This window comes from Glycomyces harbinensis, from assembly GCF_900101745.1.
Lineage (GTDB): Bacteria > Actinomycetota > Actinomycetes > Mycobacteriales > Micromonosporaceae > Glycomyces > Glycomyces harbinensis.
In genome coordinates, this window is the sequence record NZ_FNAD01000018.1 from 122,082 (window position 1) to 143,905 (window position 21,824).

Annotated in this window: 16 protein-coding genes; 6 read left to right on the top strand and 10 right to left on the bottom strand. The window is 71.9% G+C overall.

Annotated elements, in window-relative coordinates:
• Nucleotide 1: 1 nt before the first annotated feature.
• From BLQ63_RS23465 to BLQ63_RS23475, 3 genes are all read right to left on the bottom strand, one after another.
• Nucleotides 2–736, bottom strand: coding sequence for an ABC transporter permease (locus BLQ63_RS23465; RefSeq protein ID WP_091039961.1), 735 nt, complete (start codon nucleotides 734–736; stop codon nucleotides 2–4).
• A gap of 27 nt (nucleotides 737–763) precedes the next feature.
• The gene (locus tag BLQ63_RS23470) at nucleotides 764–1,672 is read right to left on the bottom strand and encodes an ABC transporter ATP-binding protein (protein WP_091039962.1); all 909 of its coding nucleotides are present in this window, start codon (nucleotides 1,670–1,672) and stop codon (nucleotides 764–766) included.
• A gap of 121 nt (nucleotides 1,673–1,793) precedes the next feature.
• Nucleotides 1,794–2,621, bottom strand: coding sequence for an SAM-dependent methyltransferase (locus tag BLQ63_RS23475; RefSeq protein WP_091039963.1), 828 nt, complete (start codon nucleotides 2,619–2,621; stop codon nucleotides 1,794–1,796).
• Nucleotides 2,622–3,050: 429 nt separating this feature from the next.
• On the opposite strand from BLQ63_RS23475, the gene BLQ63_RS23480 reads away from it, so the two are divergent.
• A complete protein-coding gene (locus BLQ63_RS23480; protein ID WP_218125459.1) occupies nucleotides 3,051–3,536 on the top strand; it encodes a MarR family winged helix-turn-helix transcriptional regulator in 486 nt (161 codons plus the stop codon).
• A 75-nt stretch (nucleotides 3,537–3,611) separates the two neighbouring features.
• Here BLQ63_RS23480 and BLQ63_RS23485 read toward each other — a convergent pair whose 3' ends face one another.
• On the bottom strand, nucleotides 3,612–4,709 hold the full coding sequence (locus BLQ63_RS23485; RefSeq protein ID WP_091039965.1) for an NAD(P)/FAD-dependent oxidoreductase: 1,098 nt from the start codon (nucleotides 4,707–4,709) through the stop codon (nucleotides 3,612–3,614).
• 162 nt (nucleotides 4,710–4,871) lie between these two features.
• On the opposite strand from BLQ63_RS23485, the gene BLQ63_RS23490 reads away from it, so the two are divergent.
• Both BLQ63_RS23490 and BLQ63_RS23495 read left to right on the top strand, forming a co-directional pair.
• On the top strand, nucleotides 4,872–6,053 hold the full coding sequence (locus BLQ63_RS23490) for a MalY/PatB family protein (RefSeq protein WP_177155073.1): 1,182 nt from the start codon (nucleotides 4,872–4,874) through the stop codon (nucleotides 6,051–6,053).
• A gap of 105 nt (nucleotides 6,054–6,158) precedes the next feature.
• Nucleotides 6,159–6,683, top strand: coding sequence for a hypothetical protein (locus tag BLQ63_RS23495; protein WP_091039967.1), 525 nt, complete (start codon nucleotides 6,159–6,161; stop codon nucleotides 6,681–6,683).
• Nucleotides 6,684–6,690: 7 nt separating this feature from the next.
• Here the strand turns inward: BLQ63_RS23495 and BLQ63_RS23500 are convergent, their stop codons facing one another.
• Nucleotides 6,691–7,746 (bottom strand): GNAT family N-acetyltransferase, encoded by a 1,056-nt coding sequence (locus BLQ63_RS23500; RefSeq protein ID WP_091039968.1) that lies wholly within the window; start codon nucleotides 7,744–7,746, stop codon nucleotides 6,691–6,693.
• 78 nt (nucleotides 7,747–7,824) lie between these two features.
• Nucleotides 7,825–8,709, bottom strand: a complete 885-nt coding sequence (locus BLQ63_RS23505; protein ID WP_091039969.1) for an NAD(P)H-binding protein — start codon at nucleotides 8,707–8,709, stop codon at nucleotides 7,825–7,827.
• An 87-nt stretch (nucleotides 8,710–8,796) separates the two neighbouring features.
• On the opposite strand from BLQ63_RS23505, the gene BLQ63_RS23510 reads away from it, so the two are divergent.
• Nucleotides 8,797–9,393 (top strand): TetR/AcrR family transcriptional regulator, encoded by a 597-nt coding sequence (locus tag BLQ63_RS23510; protein WP_091039970.1) that lies wholly within the window; start codon nucleotides 8,797–8,799, stop codon nucleotides 9,391–9,393.
• On the opposite strand, the gene BLQ63_RS23515 is transcribed toward BLQ63_RS23510, so the two are convergent.
• Complete coding sequence (locus tag BLQ63_RS23515; RefSeq protein ID WP_091039971.1) at nucleotides 9,374–9,652, bottom strand: hypothetical protein; 279 nt, start codon at nucleotides 9,650–9,652, stop codon at nucleotides 9,374–9,376. The two genes, BLQ63_RS23510 and BLQ63_RS23515, sit on opposite strands and share 20 nt — an antisense overlap.
• A gap of 91 nt (nucleotides 9,653–9,743) precedes the next feature.
• Nucleotides 9,744–12,122 carry a VPS10 domain-containing protein gene (locus BLQ63_RS23520; RefSeq protein ID WP_091039972.1) on the bottom strand — a complete coding sequence of 793 codons (2,379 nt, stop codon included), beginning with the start codon at nucleotides 12,120–12,122 and terminating at the stop codon, nucleotides 9,744–9,746.
• Between the two features lie 203 nt (nucleotides 12,123–12,325).
• On the opposite strand from BLQ63_RS23520, the gene BLQ63_RS23525 reads away from it, so the two are divergent.
• Nucleotides 12,326–14,221 (top strand): glycoside hydrolase family 3 protein, encoded by a 1,896-nt coding sequence (locus BLQ63_RS23525; protein ID WP_177155074.1) that lies wholly within the window; start codon nucleotides 12,326–12,328, stop codon nucleotides 14,219–14,221.
• A 42-nt stretch (nucleotides 14,222–14,263) separates the two neighbouring features.
• Here BLQ63_RS23525 and BLQ63_RS23530 read toward each other — a convergent pair whose 3' ends face one another.
• Together BLQ63_RS23530 and BLQ63_RS23535 are read right to left on the bottom strand one after the other, a co-directional pair.
• On the bottom strand, nucleotides 14,264–18,781 hold the full coding sequence (locus BLQ63_RS23530; RefSeq protein ID WP_091039973.1) for an NACHT domain-containing protein: 4,518 nt from the start codon (nucleotides 18,779–18,781) through the stop codon (nucleotides 14,264–14,266).
• Between the two features lie 189 nt (nucleotides 18,782–18,970).
• Entirely contained in the window at nucleotides 18,971–19,636 is a 666-nt protein-coding gene (locus tag BLQ63_RS23535) for a cellulose binding domain-containing protein (protein ID WP_091039974.1), read from the bottom strand.
• A 358-nt stretch (nucleotides 19,637–19,994) separates the two neighbouring features.
• Here BLQ63_RS23535 and BLQ63_RS23540 point away from each other — a divergent pair.
• Nucleotides 19,995–21,824 (top strand): FdhF/YdeP family oxidoreductase (locus BLQ63_RS23540; protein WP_091039975.1); only part of this gene is annotated, 1,830 nt, incomplete at its 3' end.

A 21,824-nucleotide genomic window follows, 5' to 3' on the forward strand; every position in this document is an offset into this window, starting at 1 on the left:
GTCACTCCCACTTGAACATTCGGGCCGCGAGCACTCCGGCGACCACGGCGGTCGCGCCCATGGCGAGCAGCTGGGCCGCCGCGGGCGCCTCGCCGTTCCAGCTGTCGAGGAGCGTCTGCACGCCCGGCGGCACGTACTCGCCGATGCGCGCGATCGCGTCCGGCAGCATGAACCGGGGGAGGTACACGCCGCCGAAGAACATGACCGCCATGAACAGCATGCTCGCGATGCCCGTCGCCGCGCGGGTGGTCGGGGCCAGGGCCGCCACGAGCATACCGATCGAGAAGACCGCGGCGATGCCGAGGATGAACGCGGCCGTGAAGCCCAGCGCGTGCTCCGGCAGCGGGACGCCGTAGACGATCCGGCCGGTCGCGACCACGAGCACGGTGGCGGCGAGGGCCGCGCCGAGGTTGACGGTGAGCTGGGCGAGCAGGAGGTTGCCCGGGTGCATCGGGGTGGTCCGCATGCGGCGCAGGATGCCCCGTTCGCGGTAGGTCGCCATGATCGACGGCAGGTTCGTCAGGCCGACGACGCCCACGGACATGACGATCAGGGAGGGCATGAAGTAGTCGATGAACCGGATGCCGTCCATGTCGGGCGAGGGTTCGCGCAGCATCGGGACGGCGCCGAGCCCCACCAGGATCAGCGTGGGCAGGACCAGGCCGACGATCAGCGAGGTGGGGTCGCGGACGAACAGTCGGGTCTCGGTCTGGACGAGTTTCATGAGCGAGGACATGTGGTGCTCCAGTTCGCTTGGAGGCGGTCAGTTGTCGAGGGGCTTGCCGGTGAGGGCGACGAAGGCGTCTTCGAGGCTGACCTGCTCGACGCGCAGGTCCGCGGCCACGATGTGGTTGCGCGCCAGGACGGAGGTGACGGCCTGGAGCAGGTTGCCGCGCCCGGTGACGACCATCTGCGGGCCGGTGCGGGTCACTTCGGCGACCTCGGGCAGGTCGAGCAGGAGCGCGTCCGCGAACGGCGCGGAGGGACGGAAGCGGACCCGCTGCTCGTCTCCGGCGCGCGCGGTCAGGCCGGCGGGCGTGTCGAGCGCGACGACCTTGCCCGAGTCGATGACGGCGAGGCGGTCGCACAGCCGCTCGGCCTCGTCCATGAAGTGGGTGACCAGGATGATCGTGACCCCCGAGTCGCGCACCTGCTCGATGAGGTCCCACGTGTCGCGCCGCGCCTGCGGGTCGAGTCCGGTGGTGAGCTCGTCGAGCACGGCGATCCGCGGGTTGCCCACCAGCGCGAGCGCGATCGACAGCCGCTGCTGCTGGCCGCCGGAGAGCTTCGCGAACGGGGTCTTGCGCTTGCCGCCCAGGCCGAGCGACTCGATGAGCCGGTCGGTGTCGGCCGGGCGCTTGTAGAACGACGCGTACAGGTCGAGGGCCTCGCCGACGCGCAGCCGGTCGGGCAGGCGGCTCTCCTGCAACTGGATGCCGAGGACCTGCTTGAGTTCGGCGCCGTCGCGCTCGGGGTCGAGCCCGGTCACCGAGACGCGGCCCGAGTCCCTGGTGCGCAGCCCTTCGAGGCATTCGACGGTGGTGGTCTTGCCCGCCCCGTTGGGGCCGAGGATGCCGAAGATCTCGCCTTCGTCCACAGTGAACGAGACGCCGTCGACGGCGCGTTCCGATCCGTAGTGTTTGACCAGGTCTTCGACTTCGATGAATGCCATGCCGGCCTCCTTGCTCGTGTGTCTCCACACTCGCAGGAACGGCGCGTCCGGGCATCGCCCGAGCGGCGGGGGCCGCGGTTGATCCCGCCGGTCAACCGATCGGTTGACCGGCGCCGACCGGTCAGGGTTTGACGGCGATCCCGGCCATCACGGTGCGCTGGAACGGTTCGAGGTCGCCGGCCGCGGGGACCTCGCGGTCCGGTTCGGCCGGGAACCAGCGCGAGACGTACTCCAGGCCCGGCGCGATCATCGGCATCCCCTGGAAGTGGCGCTCCAGGCGCTCGACCGGGCGGCACCAGCCGTTGCCGAGGGTCTCCAGGCAGGCCTGCGACAGCGCCCGCTGGATCGGCTCGCCCGTGTCGGGCCAGGCGGTGATGAACAGGTGCGAGCCGGAGGCCAAGGGCTCCATGAGGTGGGCGATGATCTCGTCGGGCGACTCGTCGTCGGCGATCTGCATGATCATGCCGACGAGCATGAGGCCGACGGGCCGGTCGAAGTCGAGGTTGGCGCGCACGTCCGGGTTGGCGAGGATGCCGGAGGGTTCGCGCAGGTCGGCGGTGACGACGGTGGTGGTGCGGTCGTCGGCGAGCAGGGCCCGGCCGTGGGAGAGGACCATCGGGTCGTTGTCGATGTAGACGACCCGGGTCTCGGGGTTGATCTCCTGGGCCGCCTCATGGGTGTTCAGCTCGGCGGGCAGGCCGCAGCCGACGTCGATGATCTGGTCGATCCCGCCCTGGCCGACCATGTACCTGATGCCGCGGACGAGCGCGGACCGGTTGAGGCGGAAGACCTCTCGGGCCTGCGGGACGAGCGCCTCGAAGATCGCGGCGGCCTCGCGATCGACCGGGAAGTTGTCGCGGCCGCCCAGGAGCGCGTCGTAGACGCGGGCGGTCGAGGGCACGGCGGAGTCGATCACCGGGGGCGGCCAGTCCGGGGCTGCATCGTTCACGTCGTTCCAATCGGCGCTGAATGGGCGGTGACATGGGGATCGAGGCCGACGCGGGGGCGGGTGCGTCGCGGCTCGCTCCGCCGCGCGGTTCGCGGCGGCGCCCGGTCCCGCCGCCGGAGCGGGACGCCGCTTCAGACTACGTCATGGGGCGTTCCGGCACGAGTGGACGCTCGTCTCGATTCCGCGCCGTTCGGCCCCGTTCCGCCCCTCCCGCATGAGGAACGACCCGGGCCCGCCGGTGCCGTCCCAAGATCGATTCGGCCGTGTCGCGCCGTCCCCCGACCGGGGGGCTGCGGAGCCCCGGGAACCGAACCGCCCGGTCAGGCGCCGCGACCCCGAACCGGAACGCGGCCTCGCCGCCCGCGACCGACCCGGCCTGGTGGCCGACGACACCCGCCACCCGCCGTGGCCTGCGAGTATGCTTGGTACATGGAGGAATACACGGGGGAGCCGATGGGCATGGGCACCGTGCTGGTGCGCGCCGCCTTCCTGGTCGACGCCGTCTACGCCGACTCCGTCCGCCAATTCGACCTCACCGTGCCGCAGGCGCAGCTGCTGTGCGTGCTCATACCGCGCCCCCACGGGATGTTCGAGCTCGCCAAGACCCTCGGCCTCGCCAAGTCCAGCATCACCGGCCTGGTCGACCGGTCCGCCAAGCGCGACCTGGTCCGCCGCGAGTCCGACGCCGGCGACGGCCGGGCCTTCCGCGTGGCGCTCACCGCGAAGGGCAAGCAGCTCGCCGAGGAGTTCCACGAGGAGACCACCCGCCGCGTCTCCGATCTGCCGCTGGGCCTCTCGGAGGCCGAGCGCGACACCCTCGTCGGCCTGCTCACCAAGGTGATCACCGACAACGCGGTGCCGGTGGTCTTCCCCGACGGCGAATGCCCTTCCGCCGCAAGCTGCTCCGGCGACTGAACCCGGACGAGACGAAGCCCCCGCGGCAAGTCGCCGCGGGGGCTCTCGGTCCTATGACGATCGAAGGACCAAGCGTTAGGCCACGTTGAACAGTTCGGCGAACTTCGAGTGCATGAGGTCGCGGCCCTTCCACTCGGCCACGGCCGACCGCGACAGGATGCTCGGACCGTCCTCGGACGGGACCTGGCCGACACCGCCCTCGGGCCCGAGCGGGAGCAGCACCACGCGGCCCGGCGACGGCCGGTACTCCGCCACGGGCTCGCCGCCCTGCAATTGCGCGATGATGTTGGCCGCCACGACCTCCGCGTGCCGCATGGCCGAGCCGGCGCGCTTCTCCTCGGCCACGTCGGTGACGTCGCCGATCGCGTACACGTGCCCGTGGCCGTCCACGTTGAGCCTCGCCGTGACCGGGATCTGCCCGCGGGCGTTGAGCGGCGCCAGGCCGTCCGCGAGGTAGTCCGAGTTCGTGGTCGCGCCGTAGGCCCGGAACCAGATGTCGGCCTCGATCCTCTCGCCGCCGACCGCGACCGCCACGGTCCCGGCGACGCCGGGCTCGACCGCCGGTTCGGCGTCGAAGGCCGCGCCCAGCCGCAGCCGGACGCCCAGCTCGTCGAGCTGCCCGTGCAGGTCGGCGCGCAGCTCCTCGGCGTACCCGCCCAGCAGCTCCTCGGCCGGGTCCACGACGACCACGCTCTTCTCGGGCCAGACCGCCTTGATCTCGCCCGCCAGCTCCAGGCCCACCGGACCGGCCCCGGCGATGAGCACCCGGTCGGCCCCGGCCAGTTCGGCGTGCGTGGCCTTGAAGTGCGCCAGGGCCTCCGCGGTCGAGTCGGTGCGGGTCTTGGCCGGGTACGGGTAGCCCGAGCCGCTCGCCAGCACGATGTAGTCGGCCTCGACCCGCTCGCCCGAGGCGAGGGTGACGCCCCCGGCGTCCACCGCGGACGCGTACTCGCGGATCTGGCCGCCGTTCTTCAGGAGCGTGTCGTAGGGGTAGAAGATCCGCTCGGCCCACTCGTCGGGCTGCGTCAACGCGCGGAGCGACCCGGCGGCGTTGACGAAGCCGTCCTTGGGCTCGATGAGGACCACGTCGGCGTGCTCGTCCAGCGCCTTGGCCACCGCGGCCCCGCCGTATCCGCCCCCGACGACGGCGACCGTGCGTCCCTGCTGCGTCATGATGTCGACCCTTCGATAAAGTAGTTCGTAGTACGAACCATAATAGTTCGTACTACGAACTACAAGGATCCGAGCGGGCCGAATCCCGTGATGGCGGCCACCTCATGTGATCCCATCTGTCACAAGGTGACACGGCGTCAAAAGTCCGATACGGTGATATATATGAGCGTCGTCACAAATGCCGCACTCGAGATGCCCGGCAACCCGCTGCGGCAACTGACCCTCGAACAGCTCCGCCAGCGCACCAGCGTCAAATGGCGGGAGCACCCCGCCGACGTCCTGCCCCTGTGGGTCGCAGAGATGGACGTCCTGGTCGCCGACCCCGTCGCCAAGGCCGTCACCGACGCCATGGCCGCCGGAGACACCGGCTACCCCGCCGGCACCGCGTACGCCGACGCCGTGGCCGCCTTCGCCGCCGAGCGCTGGCACTGGACCGACATCGAACCGGACCGGATCCGGCCCGTGCCCGACATGATGATCGGCGCGGTCGAGATGCTCAAGCTCCTCACCGCGCCCGGCGACGCGGTCGTCGTCAACTGCCCGGTCTACCCGCCGTTCTACCGCTTCAACGCCTTCAACGGCCGCAAGGTGGTCGAAGCGCCGCTCGGACCCGACCACCGCATCGACTTCGCCGCCCTCGCCGCGGCCTTCGAGCTCGCGCTCGGGCGCGGCGGCCGCGCCGCGTACCTCCTGTGCAACCCCCACAACCCGACCGGGACCGTCCACACCAGAGCGGAACTGGAGCGGGTGGCGCGCCTCGCCGCCGACTACGGGGTCCGCGTCGTCGCCGACGAGGCCCACGCCCCGATCGTCGGCCCCGGCGCCGTCTTCACCCCGTACCTCACCGTCCCCGGCGCGGGCGACGGCCTCGCGCTCACCTCGGCCGCCAAGGCCTGGAACCTGCCGGGCCTGCGCGGCGCCGTCGCGATCGCCGGACCGGACTCGGCCGTCGACCTGGCCCGCATGCCCGAGGAGATGAGCACCAGCGCCGGCCACATGGCACAGATCGCCCACGCCGCCGCCTTCCGCGAAGGCGGCCCCTGGCTCGACGCGCTCCTGGAAGACCTCGCCGAGAACCGCCGCATCCTGGCCGCCGCGCTCGCCGAGCACCTGCCGCAGGTGCGCTACCGGCCGCAGCCGGGCACGTACCTGGCCTGGCTCGACTGCCGCGCGCTCGGCCTCGGGGACGACCCGGCGGCGCACTTCCTCGAGCGCGGCCGCGTCGCGGTCAACTCGGGCCTGCCGTTCGGCACCGGCGGGAAGGGGCACGTGCGCCTCAACTACGCGACCACGCCCGAGATCCTCACCGAAGCGGTCGAGCGCATGGGCGCCTCCCTGCGTTGACGCGCGCCCCTACGATGTGACCTGATCCAGGACCCGGGCACGTCCTCCTGCGACGTGCCCGGTCCGGATCCAGTTGAACGCCAAGGGATTCGCGGGGAGACGACAGTGGGCATCTGGGACGTCAAGGCGAGCGACGACCGTGAACAGTGGACGTACGAGCCCGTGACCGCCATCGGGCCGCTCCGCTTCGGCATGCGCGCCGTGGAGGTGTCGGAGGCCCTGGGGGACCGTCCCAGCAGCTCCCGCTCCGGCCAGGTGCCGACCGGTGAGATGCGGCTCGTCCTGGAGCGTTTCAGCCGGCGGGGCGTGGTCGCGTTCTACACGCGCGAAGGCGCGCTCGCGGGCGTGGCGGTCGACGCCCAGCGCGGTCCCCAAGTGCGCCTGGAGGGCGAGGAGCTGACCGGACGCGTGCCGTCCGAAATGGAGGCGTGGCTCACCGGCCTCCTCGAGTCGCGGGACCTCGGCCTGCTCTACACGCAGGACGGCAATCCCGCGTCGGTGGACCTCGGCCTGGTCCTGCGGGCGCAGCGGGCCGGGGACGTGGTCCTCACCCGGCCGCTCTTCCTCATCGGCGACTGGGTGGACAACCTCTGGGACTCGCTCCCGGCCGAGGAGTGGCACACCTTCTGACGCGCGCCTAACGCCGCCAGAGCATGTGGCGGTCGGGCAGCTTCTCCTCGTTGCCGCGGCCGTCGCTCTTGCCCAGGAGCGAGAACCCGTGCCGCTCATAGAAGGCCTGGGCCCCGGTGTTCTGCTCGAACACGTGCAGGTCGAGGGCCTTGCGCCGCCGCTTCGCCTTGGCGAGCAGCGCTTCGCCGACGCCGTGGCCCTGAGCGGCGGGCGACACGTAGAGGTGGTCGAGCCAGTCGCCGCCCAGGGCCGCGAAGCCGACCGGCACGCCGTGCCGCTCGGCGATCCACAGCTCAGCGGCGGGGATCATGACTTCCTCGACCCACCAAGCGGTCTCGTCGTAGGTGTGCAGCGCGGGCAGGTAGGTCATCCCGCCGCGGGCGGCCCAGAAGATCTCGGTCACGCTCGCCGCGTCGCCGATCCAGCCGCGCCGTACCAGCGGCAGCGCGTCGTTGCCGATGAGTTCGGCGACCCGCCGCACCTCCATCACCGAACCCCACAGGCCGAGGTCGCGGCGCAGTCCGGCGTCGACCGCTTCGATGCGGTCGAGGAGGTCGCGAAGGCGCCGCCGATCGGCCGGGCCCAGCCCGGCGCCGAGGTAGGCGTCGACGATCGGATCGAGTTCGGCCTCGAGCGGTTCGACCAGGGAGCGGACCTGCGGCACCGGATGCGGCGCCGGTCGCGGGCCGCGCGAGGCGGCGACGCCGAAGACCGCGGCCTCGTGCGCCCGCGGGCCGGGCCAGCGCGGGCCGTTGCGGTAGCGCATCTCGGCGGGGTCGACCGGCAGCCGGGCCTCCCGCTTCTGCGCCTTCCGGCGCCGAGCGAACGCGTCCGTCTCGACCAGCCAGGCGGCCCGGCTGGCCTCCACGGTCTCCAGGGCCGCGAGCAGTCCGGCCTCGTCCAGCCGGGTGCGGGCTCCCGGGTCCGTGCCGGTGATGAACGCCCAGGTCAGCTCGAATCCGAGGTGTCGGTACCGGCCCACGGCCGACCGCAGTGCGCCCTGCCGCCATCCCAGCGGCCGCTCGGTGTCGCGCACCCGCCGCGCGAGCGTCCGGAAGGTCATCGGCGGGCCGCCGCGGCGGGGGAGGAGTGATCCGGCATCGGGCCACTGTCCCACGCCGCCGGCGCGCCCGCCAATCGGTCAGGCCCTCGCGAGGGCCCCGAACGCGTCGGGGTGCGCGGCCATGAACTCGTCGAAGGACCGCGGCTCGGCGCCGGTGAGGCGCCGCACCGCGTCGGTGACCTGCCCGTACGCGCCTCGACCGAGCGAGGCGTACAGCGAGGCCGTCTCGGCGGCGAGCGCCGGGTCCAGGCCGAGGCCGCGCAGCCGGTCGGCGATCGCGGCCTCCGGCTGTCCGCTGAAGCCGACCGGGAGGCCGCGGCCGTCGCTGAGCTTCGCGGCCACCTCGGCGTACGTGATCACCTCGGGTCCGGTGAGCACGAACGACTCGCCCCGGCCGGTCTCGCCGGTGAGGAGCGCGGCCGCGCAGGCGGCGATGTCGCGGCAGTCGATGAACGCCACGCGCGCATCGCCTTCGGGGCCGATGAGGTTCCCGTCCTCGTCGCCGAGGCTCGTCTCGGGCCGCAGGAAGTTCTGCATGAAGCCGCCGGGCTGGAGGATCGTCCATTCCAGACCGGAGGCCTTGAGGTGGTCCTCGACCACGCCGTGCGCGCCCTCGGACATGGGCCCGCCCCTGTGCGCGTGCCACACCGAGAGCTTCACCGCGTAGGTCGCTCCGGCGGCCTTCGCCGCGTCGATCACGTTCCGCTCCCAGCCGATCATCGGCTGCTCTCCGTCGACCAGGTATCCCTGCGCCCCAGGGGAGGCGAGGAAGACCCGGTCGACGCCGGCCATGGCCGCGGCGAGGGAGTCGGGGTCGTCGTAGTCGCCGACGGCGTAGTCGGCGCCGAGGGCGCGCCCTTTGTCGTCGTCGCGCACGAGGGCCCGGAACGCGGCCCCGCGATCGGTCAGCTGCGCGACGAGGTGCCTGCCGGTGGAGCCGGTCGCTCCGGTCACCAGGATCATGAGGCCTCCAAAACAAGCGGAAGAACATCTTCCGGTTGTCGGCGACGCTAGCATAAGCGGAAGAAGATCGTCCAGTATCATCGAGGCATGGACACCACGCCGCGATTGCGCGCCGACGCCAGGCGCAACCGCGAACGCCTCCTCGCCGCGGCCGCCGAACTCATCACCGAACGCGGCCCCGACGTGCCGATGGAGGAGATCGCCCAGCACGCGGGCGTCGGCGTCGGCACCCTCTACCGGCGCTTCCCCGACCGCCACACGCTGGTGCGCGACGTCGCCGCCGAGATGTTCCGGCGCGGCATCGCCATCGCCGAGTCCGAGGAGGAGGCCGCGAGCGGGTGGGAGGGACTCGTGCGCCTCGTCCACTACTGCGGCGAACCCGAACTCGGGGCCCTCTCGGCCGCGCTGCGCCCCTGGCTCGCCGAGCACCGCGACCGCGACCCCGAACTGAGCGGGCTCACCAAGACCTGGCTGGCCCGCTTCGAGGCCGCCGTGAGGCTGGCCCAGGACGAGGGCGCGATGCGCACCGACGTCACCGGCGCCGACCTGCTGCGGTTCATCAGCCTCGTCACCTGCCGCATGCCCGAGCTGCCCGCCGCGGCCAACCACGAGGCGAGCGCCCGCTACCTCGGCATCGTCATCGACGGGCTCCGCCGTCGGCCCCTCAGCGAGGCGAGGCCCTGACGACCTCCGCGAGGGTGATGCGGGTCTGCGACGGTTCGCTCCAGCGAGGGTCCGAGATGTCGAGGTACTGGGTCTCTCCCACCCGCAGGACGGTGCCCTGCTTGTACGGGACGTAGACGTTCGGCTCCAGACCGTCGACCACGCGCGCCAGGACGACGAGACCCGTCGCCCGGTCGAACGGCCCGTACTGCGAGATCTTGGCGCCGTACCCGGTCGAGGACAGCCCCTTCTCGACGACGATGTGGTACTGCTCGGTCACGTCGGCTTCCCTTCTCTCCGTCCAAAGGAGCGAACGCGGCGCCGGACGCCTCCGGCGCCGCGTTCGCTCCCCATAGGACTTCCGCGGACCGTCAGTCCTCGATGTCGCCGCAGATCAGGCCGCGGCCGTTGGTCGCGATGTAGACCCTGCCATAGACCTGCGGGTCGCCCGAGATCGCCTTGCCGGTCCACGCCCACTGATGGGCGTCGTCGTTGACGCGGTCCCAGGTCCTGCCCTCGTCGGTCGAACGCCAGATGCCGCGCTGCCCGTCGGCCTTCGCCGAGGTGTAGATCGCCGGGTAGCCGTGGCGCCCGCGGGCCTTGCCGAAGCCGACCGCGTCCGCTTCGTCGAAGTCGCGCACGCGCTTCCACTTCCGGCCGCCGTCCGTGCTGCGCCACATGCCGTACGCCGCATCGGCCTTGCCTCCGGCCAGCCACAGGTGCCCGCGCCTGCCGGGCACCGCCCGGAGGTCCACCGGTCCCTCGGCGGGCAGGCCCGTCGCGCCGGTCGCGGTGAACGCCAGGCCGCCGTTCGCGCTCGCGTAGACCGTCCCGGCCGCGAAGGCGTACAGGCGGTTCGGGTCGGTGCGGTCGGCGCGCACGAGTGCCCCGGCCGGGAGTCCGTCCACAGGGGTCCACGTCTGGCCGAGGTCGGTGCTGAACACCGGCGCGGTCGACCCGTCGCCGGGGGACCAGACGATGACCGACCCGTCGGCGCCGACGGCGACGGTGCCGCCGTTGGCGCCGCCCGCGACGCCGTCGAGGCGCGTGGTCGTCAGCCAGGTCGCGCCGCGGTCGGTCGAGACGCCCACGTGCCCGGCGGTCTCGCCTTCGACGTCGCCGGTGCCCACGACGACGTCCGGCTCCAGCGCGGCGAAGTCCACGCCGCGGCCCGAAGTCCAGTTGGGATGGCGGATCTGCGTGCCCACCCGGTCCACGTCGGTGTGCACGAACCCGCCGAGGTCGCCCGTGGCGGACACCAGGGTCCCGCCGATCGCGGCGATGTCCTGCACGGCGGTCTCCTCCAGCCCCTCGACGCGGACGGCCACGGTGAACGGCTCGATCGGCAGCGCGATCTGGTGCCCGGCCGCGTCGTCCCAGCCGACGAGCGCGCCCTGCGCGTCCCATTCGGTCAACCGCTCGGTGCCCCAGATGGTCGCGCCGGTGCCCCACATGATCCGGTCCGAGTCGTGGGGGTCGATCGCGAGCGCGTCGATCATCCACCCGTGCTTGACCGCGTACGCGGGACCGTCGTCGGCGCCGCCGAAGCTCAGCCACTCGCTTCCGGTGCTGTCCATGGTGAACCGGTCGGTGCGTTCGGGCGGCCACGACCAGTTCGCGTCCCACACGTAGTCCCAGCTGGTCTGCCAGGTCGCGCCGGAGTCGGTGGAGCGGTAGACGATCTCGTCGGGCCACCAGTTGTTCTGCGTGGCGGCCATGAGGGTTCCGGGGCGCCGGCGGTCGACGGTGAGGCCGCCGAAGCCGGGGATGGCGCCGATCGGGTTGTAGGCCGGCGTGACGTCGGTCCACTCGCCGGTGGCGAGCGACAATCGCTGGATCGAGCCGCCGCGCCCGGATGCGGGGGCGCCGTTGTAGGGCCCGGGGTCCCAGCCCGTGACGATGAACAGGTGGCCGTTCTCGTGGTCGAACGCGGCCTGCTTGGGGATGGTGCGGTTGCCGTCGGCGGTGCCGAGGGCCGCGGCCGCGCCGGGGACGGGCTGCCAGGTCGCGCCGCGGTCGGCGGAGACGTAGAGCGGGTCGTCGGGGTCGGCGACCCCGACGAAGACCCGGCCGTCCTGGTCGAAGTCGATCCAGATGACGCCCTGGTTGTCGTCGGAGTACTCGCCGCTCGGGTCCTGCACGAAGTTCCCGGCGTTGGGGAAGGCCTCCGCGCGGGACCAGTTGCGGCCGTGGTCTTGCGAACGCCACAGGCCGTTGCCGTTGGGGGTGCCGAGGTACACCTGGGCGTTGTCGTGCGGGTCGACGGCCAGGCGCTCGCCCATGCCGCGGCCGGGCATGTTGCCGCCCTGCTTGAACGGCAGTTCGGCCGCCTCCCAGGTCTCGCCGCGGTCCTCGGAGCGGATCACGGCGCCGTTGGCGGGGTCCCAGTCGTTGGTGTAGGTGCCGACGGCCGCGTAGACGCGGTGCGGCTCGACGGGGTCGGTGGCGACCGAGACGACCCCGGTCCAGCCCCAGTCGTCCCAGCCGACCCAGTCGAGCAGCGGCTTCCAGGTCTGGGTCGGCTCCTGCCAGCGGTACAGGCCGCCGATGTCGGTGCGGGCGTAGATGAGATCGGCCTCGGTCTCGTTGAAGACGATGCCGGGGACGTAGCCGCCGCCGTTGACCACGGCGTTGCGCCACGTGTACGCGTCTTCGCAGTGGCCGCGGGTCTTGGCGTGGGCGGCCGACGGTACGGCCGCGGCCGCCACCGCGGCGGCGCCGAGCGAAGCGGTGAAAGTGCGTCGTCGCACGGTTGCTCCTTGAGGTCCGGAGGAATGGAGGGGTCGATTCGAAGGACGTCGATGGGGTTAGTTGGGAGGCCCAACATAACAGGCGATGGTCACGGCGGGCAACCATCCGAACGCCCGCCATGGACGCGGTGGGCCTTTTCCGTTAGGGTGAACCGAGGTTGGGCCCCGTCACTGTCCGCGCACCCCTGCTAGGAGCCAGCCCCATGGGCGCAAGCCTGCCCGCACTCCTCCGCCGCCCCGCGATCCTGTGGTCCGCCCTCGCTGCGGCGCTCATCGCCGCCGTCGCCGCAGTCCTCCTCGTCATCCCCGACGACTCCGGGGACCCGGACTATCTCGACGCCTCGCTCCCGATCGACGAGCGCGTCGACGACCTCTTGGGCCGCATGACGATCGAGGAGAAGGTCGGCCAGATGACGCAGGCCGCGGTCGGCGCGGTCGACCCGTATCCCGGCGACATCGCCGAACTCGGCATCGGGTCGCTGCTCAACGGCGGCTCCGACGCGCTGCGGTCCACGCCCGAGGAATGGGCCGCGATGATCGACGGCTACCAGCGCCGGGCCCTCGACTCGCGCCTGGGCATCCCGCTCATGTACGGCATCGACGCCGTCCACGGCAATCCCGCGGTCCCCGGCGCGACCGTCTTCCCGCACAACATCGGGCTCGGCGCCGCGCACGACCCCGACCTCGCGGGCCGGGCCGCGGCGGTCACCGCCGCGGAGACCCGCGCCGCGGGCATCCACTGGACCTTCGCGCCCTGCGTGTGCGTCGCGCGCGACAGCCGCTGGGGCCGCACCTACGAGTCCTACGGCGAGGACCCCGGCCCGGCCTTCGAGTACGCCGGCCCCGTCGTCCAGGGTTTCCAAGGGGAGGACCTGGCCGCGAACACCAGCGTCCTGGCCACCGCCAAGCACTTCGTCGGCGACGGCGGCACCGCCTACGGCACCTCCACCACCGAGGAGTACCTGCTCGACCAGGGCGTCACCACCCTCACCGAGGAGGAACTGCGCTCGATCCACCTGGCGCCCTTCGAAGCCGCGATCGACGCCGGGGTCGGCTCGGTCATGGTCTCCTACTCCTCCACCGACCTCGGCGACGGCCCGCTGAAGGCGCACGCCGACGAGTACCTGCTCACCGATGTCCTCAAGGGAGAACTCGGCTTCGACGGCTTCGTGGTCTCCGACTGGCAGGGCGTCGACCAGATCAGCGCCGACTACGCCGAGTCGGTGCGCACCGCGATCAACGCCGGCATCGACATGGTCATGGTGCCCTTCGAATACCAGGACTTCATCACGACGCTCCTGACCGAAGTGGACGAAGGACGCGTCAGCGAGGACCGCATCGACGACGCCGTCTCGCGCATCCTCACCCAGAAGTTCGCCCTCGGCCTGTTCGAGCACCCCCTCGCCGACACCGCCGGCGCGGGCGACGTCGGCTCCCCGGAGCACCGCGAGGTCGCCCGCGAGGCCGCCGCCGCGTCGCAGGTGCTGCTGCGCAACGACGGCGACCTCCTGCCGCTGTCCGGCGACGAGTCGATCTACGTCGCCGGGTCCGGCGCCGACGCCCTCGGCCGCCAGCTGGGCGGCTGGTCGGGCTCCTGGCAGGGCTCCGTCGAGGCGGTCAACGAGGGCACCACGATCCTCGCCGGCATCGAGGAGGTCGCCCCCGACGCCGCCGTCACCTACAGTGAGAGGGCGACCGAACCGGTCGAAGGCGCCGACGTCGGCATCGTCGTGGTGGCCGAGGACCCCTACGCCGAGGGCGTCGGCGACGCCGGAGCGGGCGAGCACGACATGCTCGTCTCCGAAGAGGACGCGGCCGCGATCGAGACGGTCTGCGGCGCCGTGGACTGCGCGGTCATCGTCGTCTCGGGGCGACCGATCGAGATCGAACCGCATCTGACCGAAGTGGACGCGCTGGTGGCCGCCTGGCTCCCCGGCAGTGAAGGCACCGGCGTGGCCGACCCGCTCTTCGGCCTGACCCCGTACGACGGCAGGCTCCCGGTCAGCTGGCCCCGGCTCGTGGCGGACGAGCCCTTGAACGTGGGGGACGAGGGCTACGACCCGTTGTTCCCGTACGGTTTCGGGCTCCAGACCGCATAGCGGGGAGTCGGCGAACCCCTCCGGGCGTTCGCCGACATGCCGCTATGGCCCGACGGCCCCGTCCGGGTCGAGCGGACCCGGACGGGCGGCACGAGCCGCCTCGATCGCCTTCATCCGGCTCATGGCCCGGTACCCGAGTCTCGGGTTCAGATCCGTGAGGGTCGCGGCTGTTCGACGCAGCAGGTCGACCGAGTCCTGCGGCAGCCCCGCGTATGCGGCGGCCAAGGACTCGCGCAGTGCGAGATCCCGGTCGGCCAAGGCGATGTCGACCCAGCAGCGGACCGTCTCGTCCGCCTCCGACCTGACGGCCGCCAAGGCCGCCATGCCCTCCCGCTTGCGCTCGAAGCTCTGCGCCCAGGCCGCGATCGTCCGGGCGACGCCGCCGATGGACGGGTCGACGGCGAACGCCCTGTAGCGTTCGGCCCCTTCCTGGTCGCCGTCGTCGGCGAGCAGGCCGGCGGCCGCGACGCGGTACATGTCGTCGGTCGAGGTGTCCGCAGCGGTCGCGCGCAGCAGTGCGACTCCGGTCGGACGGTCGTATCCGAGCAGGGCCTCCAAGGCGATCAACCGCGCGGCCTCTCCGAGATCCCCTTCCTCGGCGAAACGTCGCAGGAGTGCGGCTTCGCCGGATCGCTCGTACCGGGCCAGCCCCGTCATCGCATACGCGCGCACCATGTCGGGCAGATCCCGGTCGTGCGCGAGCGCGGCGAGCAGGTTCCTGCCGCGGTCCCGGTCGAACCGTGCCAGCTCCTCGGCAGCCAACGCCGTGAGCAGCATCGGCTCCCCCTGATGCTCGGTGAGGGCGCGCAGGTGTCGCAACGCCACCGGTCGGTCGTGCCGCGCCAGCCTCCGGAGCGCCTCGGCGCGCGCGTGGCCGTTGAAGGCCGCGTCGGTGCCGAACGCCTCCAGCAGCCGAAGGGCCGCATCCCGGTCGAACTCCATGAGATCGTCCGCGGCCTCCACCCTCGCCGCATCGTCGAACCCGGTGTCCTGCGCGTGCGCCCGCAGCAGCCGCACCCCCGCCTCCTCGTCCCGCAGGGCGAGCCAGTAGGCGGCCGACTCCGCGGCGGACTCCGGCAGCGACCGGTCGGCCGCGAAGGCGCGGAGCATGGGCAGCCCGGTCTCCGGTTCCAGCGCCGAGGACCGCAACAGCGCTCGGGCCCGAACGGACTCGGTGAAGCCGGGGTCCGAGGCGAGGCGGCGTTCGATCGCGAGACCCGCCTCGCGATCGTGGTCGGTCAGGAGGATCGCCGCGCTGAAGCGGTCCTCGTCGGTCAAGGAGGTGTCAGCGGACAGCGACGCGAGGAGGCGGACGCCGTCGTCTCGGCTGAGCGCGACGAGCCGCTGCGCCGCTTCGACCCGAGCCGAGCCCTCCCGCAGGCCGTCCGCGGCGAGGTCGCGCAGCGGCGCCGGGTCGGTCTTGCCGTCGGATTCGATCCAGTACGCGAGCGCATGGGCACGGTCGCGATCGCGCAGCCGCGGATCGCCCGCCAACCGCCGCAGGACGACCACCCGCCCCGGCCGAGTGTAGGAGACCAAGGTCGCGGCGGCGTTCACACGGGCGGCGCCTGCGGCGGCCGGATCCTCGGCGATGCGACGCAGAGTGCCCAACTCGGACCGGTCGCTGTTGTCGATCAGGTTCTGGCACAAGATGACCCGCTGCACGTCGGACAGCTCCGGCTCGGCCGCGATCGCGGTGAGCAGTTGACGTCCTGCCACCGGAGTCCGTGCGTTGACGCAGGCCGCGGCCTCGATGCGCGCATCCACGTCGTTGCCGATGTCAAGGGCGAGTTCACGCAGTGCCGCGAGCCACTTGGGCTGGTCGAAGTCGACCAGGTCCTCCATGGCGCCGACCCGCAGTTTCAGTGCGACCGTCGTCATCGAGGCGAACCGTTCGAGCAGGTCCCGGCCGGTCATCGGATCGGCTTGGAGCACCCACCGGGCGGCGGCCAGCCTCGAGGAGTCGTCCTTGCTCCTGTCCTCCGCGTGCGCGAGCATCGCCGAGGTGTCGGACCGATCCTCGGATCGGGCGAGCCAATGCACCGCGTTCACCTGCGTGCTGTGCGCGAACACCTGATCCGCGGCGAAGCGCCGAAGCAGGTCGATGCCCGCCTCCCGATCGAACCCCACCAGATGCACTGCCGCGGTGACCCGTTCCCGCTCCCCGAACGAGGAGTCGTTCGCGAAGCGGCGCAGCAGATCGACGCCTTCGGGGTCGTGCAGGTTCGCCAGGCACAGGCTCATCGTGACCCGGGAATCCTCATCGAAGTAGCGGTCGTTCGCGAACTGCTTGGCCAGGCGCGCCCCTCTGGCGCGGTCGTGCTCGGCCAATTGCACCACCGCGTCGGCACGGGCCTCGGGGATCTGCGCCGCGTCGCCGGCGAGCCTGCGCAGCAACCGCACCGCTTGAGCGGGCCGATGACCCGCGAGCCACTTCATGGCCTCGACGCGAAGCCGGGCGCCGAGGGACTCCTCGCTCGCGAACTGGAGCAGCAGACGCAGGCCCGACTCGCGCTCGTGTTCCACCAGGTCGTCGGCGGCGCTCGCGCGCACGAAGAGATTGCAGCGGTCCTCGGTCGCGAACCGCCGCAGGAGGTCGACGCCCCGCGCATCCTGGCGCGCCACGATGCGGGCCACGGCCAGCAGCGTCCAGTCGGCGATCCGACGCTCCTCCACCATCGACACGAGCAGGTCGCGAGCCGACTCGATCGGCGCCAGCGCCTCCAGGAGCGTCCACCACGCGGCCGTCGGCACGGCCGGCAAGGCGCGCAGGCACCCCGCCACGAGCCGGTCGCGCTGCGCCTCGTCGATGCGGCCCGTCTCCGGATCCACGCACAGCCCCTCGGCCGCGATCCATCCGGCCGACTGCGGAAAGCGCCCTTCCGCGTCGAGGAGGTCGATGAGGTCCCGCCGCCGTCCAGGGTCCTTCTGCGCCAGCGCGAACACCGCGCCGATGCGGCGGTCGGGGTCCCTCAACAGCTCGTCCCAGGCCTCCGGGTCGTCCCCCCGGCCGAACAGGTCCGGCGCCGCCAGGTACTCCGCATAGGACTTGTGCAGGAAGCGCGGGTTGATCGCCTTGACGTCGTGGATCAGTCCCGTGGCGTCGAGCAGGCTCAGCAGCGCCTGCGTCCGGGCGCGGTCCCTGGGCCACACGGGGACGCCCAGCAGGTCCCGGGCGATCGTCACGACCGACTCCTGACCGGACTCCGCATAGGACCTCGCCAGGCGCCGCAGCAGCGCCCGCACCGCCGCGTCGGCGTCCGGCGGATTCGGGCCGCCATGCGCCCCATGCCATTCGTGGAGGAGCCGCAGCGCGGGCGCGTACCGCTCCTCTTCACTGTGCATCCGCTTGCAGAACTGCGAGATCCAGTGCTCGATCGCGTCGTGGTAGATGTCGATGCGCCGGGCGGGAACCTCCAGGTCGGGGTCCTGGAAGTAGATGGTCGCGGTGACCCTGGCCAGCAGCGGCAGCCGGATCAGCTCCAGGATCTCGTCGTGGCCCTCCCAGCGGTTCAGGAAGCGGTCGACCTTCGCGACCGCCGCCGCATAGGCCGCGTTGCGGTCCTCGATGTCGCGCGCGCTGGTCTCCTCGCGGATCAGGAACTCGCGCAGCTGCTCAGCGGTGAAGGGCTGCAACTGGTACTCGGTGACGCCGCGGGTGTCGAAACTGCGGCGCCGGTCGTCGGTGAGGCCGCGGCTGGTGATCACGAACTTCGCACTCGCGCCCTCGGCGGGGATCTCGTCGATCGCCGCGAACACGACCCGCTCGACCTCCGACCGCGCCTCGGCGTCGGTGATCTCGTCGAACGCGTCGATCATGACCAGCCACGTCATGCCGACCCCCGGCGGCTTCGACAGCGCCTCCGCACCGTCAGGGCCGAGCGCCTCGCCGACCGAGGAGCGGTCCACGAGACTGCGGGCGGCCACCAGCACCGGCACGAACCGCGACAGGTCGTCGTCCGGCGAAGGCTCGCGCAGCCGCAGGTCGTGGTTCCAGAACTCCAGCAGACTCGTCTTGCCGGTGCCCGCCTCGCCGGTGATCGCCATGTGCCGCACCATCGGATCGGCAAGCAGCCGTTCGAAACTCGTGGGGAGATCCGGCGCCGACTCCCGCGAGCGCCGAGAACCTGTCGGCGCCGCGGCGTCGCCGGAGCCCGCCAGGTCGTTCTTCGTGTACACCCGCACCAGATCCGGCAGGAAGTCCCGGTTGTACGGATAGCCGGCGGTGCCCCAGCCGCCCTGCTTCAGGAACCGCTCCGTCTCGGGGGAGAGCCGCCGCCTACGACGACGGCGCCCGACCACCAGCGCGTACACCGCCGCGGTCAGGCCGAGATAGCCGACCAGCACCAGCCACCGCCACGGCGAGGGGACGAACCACACCAGCAGGGCCGCCGCGGCCGCACCGGCCACGAGCGCGGTCCACCAGGCCCGCCGGCCGCCGCGCGGACGCGCGCGGCCCGACTCCTCGCGGGCACGGCGCCCACCGAGTCGGGCGACCAGTAGCGGGATCAGAGGGGACAGCAGGGCGGCGAGGGACGGAACCCAGACCTCGGGCTTCATAGCCCCACCATAACGACTTGCGACACCCGCGGGCGTCCCTCGATGGCCGCCAAGCCCTTCCGCGACCCGTCTGCGCCCCGGCCGTGGCGCTGCCGGGGAAGCCCAAGGCCCTCGGGGTCCCGGAACCGCTGCTCGACTTCCATGGAGGACGCGCACCCGCTCCCAGGGCCCACGCGGTCTCGGAACCGCTCAGACGCGGGCCTCGCACTGCACCGAAGCGGGCAGTTCGAAGCCGCGGTCCGTCTCGGCCTGGAACCCGACGACCGCGTTCTCGTCCGGGTCGAGGCGCCCGTTCCAATCCTCGCTGCCGTACCAGTCCCAGCCGAGTTCCCGCATGCTCCAATAGTGCTCGATGTCGGAGTCGTCGATGTCCAGATCGATCGACCAGGACTCGAGCTCGGTCCCGCCGGTGTTCACGACCTCCACCGACACCTCGACCGAGTCGTCCCACGCCTCCTCGAGCGTCAGCGTCGCCGAACAGGAAGCGTCCGAAGGGATGTCGTCCACTTCCTCTTCCTCCTCGCGCGCCGACGTCTCCTCCGCCGCGGCCGAACTCCCGGCGTCGTCCGAGGGCGCGTCCGAAGTCGCCGCCGCCGAGGACTCCGAAGGGGACTCGATCGTCGCGCTGGCGGCCTCCGCCGAATGGGGCGCGCTCGTGCTCTCCTCACCGGGGGACTGCCAGGCGGTCTCGGGGCCGTCGACCGCGCCTACGGGCTCGCGGTCGGGGTCGCCCCCGAAGACGCCGAGCTGCCACAGGGCGATCACGGCGACCAGCGCCGAGAAGCCGCCGAGGACATGGAGCAGGCGGCCGTGCAGGCGCCCGCGCCGCGCCGGAACGTCGCCGGTCCGATGCATCCGAACTACCTTCCACTAAGGACTGGAGGGCGGGTCGGAGAACCGGCCCCCACGCTGGTCCGCGCCACTCAGGGTACCCGGCGCGCCCTACCGAAGCGGTCCGCGCCGATTCGCCCCGATACCCGGTGAACTGCGATTTCGGATGGTTTTCGTGCCCATTCACGGCAGTGCCCAATCAGCCGGAATACGGCTCAACCACCATCAAACGCCGCCGCAGCGCCTCTCAAATGGTGCAATGCGACCGGCCGCGACACCAGCCGTACACCGCCCGGAGCGCCCCCGAACCGCGACGCCATGGCGCGCCCGCGATCCGTCCCAGCCACTGCGGACACCGCTCCCGCCGACCTACACTGACCGGATGAGCAAGGCACCGCGCGAGGACCCCGCCCAGGACGCGCCCGACGTCCGCAGCCCCAAACACCACGCCGTGGGCCTGCCCGCCGTCGTCAACTCGATGCGGTTCGTCGGCTCCCAGGTCGGCGTCAAGCGCGGCCTGCCGCTCCTGCGCGAGATCAACCAGACCGACGGCTTCGACTGCCCCGGCTGCGCCTGGCCCGAACCCGGCCACCGCCACCCCGCCGAGTTCTGCGAGAACGGCGCCAAGGCCGTCGCCGAGGAGGCCACCCGGCTCACCGTCGACCCCGCGTTCTTCGCCGCCCACCCCGTCGCCGACCTCGCCGACAAGTCCGGCTACTGGCTCGGCCGGCAGGGCCGCCTCACCGAACCCATGTACCTCGCCGAAGGCGCCGACCACTACGTCCCGATCGGCTGGGACGAGGCCTTCGACCTCATCGCCTCCGAACTCAAGGCCCTCGACGACCCCGACCAGGCCGCCTTCTACACGTCCGGGCGCACCAGCAACGAGGCCGCGTTCCTGTACCAGCTGTTCGCCCGCAAACTCGGTACGAACAACCTCCCGGACTGCTCGAACATGTGCCACGAGTCGTCCGGCTCGGCGCTGGCCGAGACCATCGGGATCGGCAAGGGCAGCGTCACTCTCGACGATCTTTACCAGGCCGACCTGATCATCGTCGCCGGCCAGAATCCCGGGACCAACCATCCCCGGATGCTCACCGCGCTGGAGAAGGCCAAGCGGGCGGGCGCCCGCATCGCCACGGTCAACCCGCTTCCCGAAGCGGGGATGCAGCGCTTCAAGAACCCGCAGGTCGCGCGCGGCCTGATCGGGCGCGGCACCGAGCTGACCGACCTCTTCCTCCAGATCAAGGTCGGCGGCGACCTCGCCCTGTTCAGCATCCTCAACCGGATGCTCCTGCGCGCCGACGAGGCCGAACGGAGGGCCACCGGCGGCAGCGCCGCCGAAGGCGGTGCGGTCGCCGCGGGTGTCGCGGCATCCGGCGTCGCAGATCCCGGCGCGGCCTCCTCCGGCGCGGCCGAGTCGGGGGCCGCTGTTGAAGCCGCCGTCGCTTCCGGTGTCATCGACCACGAGTTCATCGCCGAGTACACCCATGGTTTCGAGGAGTTCGCGGCCCACCACGCCGAGAGCGACGACGAGGAGGTGCTCGCCGAGGTCGTGCGCCGCACGGGCCTCGCCGGGGACGAGATCAAGCGGCTGCTCGACATGGTCCTGGCCGCCGACAAGATCGTCGTCTGCTGGGCGATGGGCCTGACCCAGCACCTGCATGCCGTGCCGACCATCCGCGAGATCGTCGCGTTTCTCTTGCTGCGCGGCAACATCGGCCGTCCGGGTGCGGGGGTCTGCCCCGTGCGCGGCCACTCGAACGTCCAGGGCGACCGCACCATGGGCATCTGGGAACGGATGCCGGACCGGTTCCTTGACGCCCTCGGTGCCGAGTTCGGCTTCGCGCCGCCGCGCGAACACGGTCACGACACGGTGGACACGATCCGCGCCATGCGAGACGGGCGCGTCAAGGTCTTCTTCGCCATGGGCGGCAACTTCGTCGCGGCGACTCCCGACACCGAGGCCACCGAGAACGCCATGCGGAGCTGCCGCCTCACGGTCCACGTCTCGACCAAGCTCAACCGCTCACACGTCGTCACCGGTACCCGGGCGCTGATCCTCCCGACCCTGGGCCGCACCGACATCGACATCCCAATCGACCACCCCCGATCGGACCGAGCCGCTTCCACCGACCGCATCGGCTTCGAAAGCCGAACCGGCGACACTTTCGCCGCCCCCGCCCCCGCCCCCGCCCCCGCCCCCGCCCCC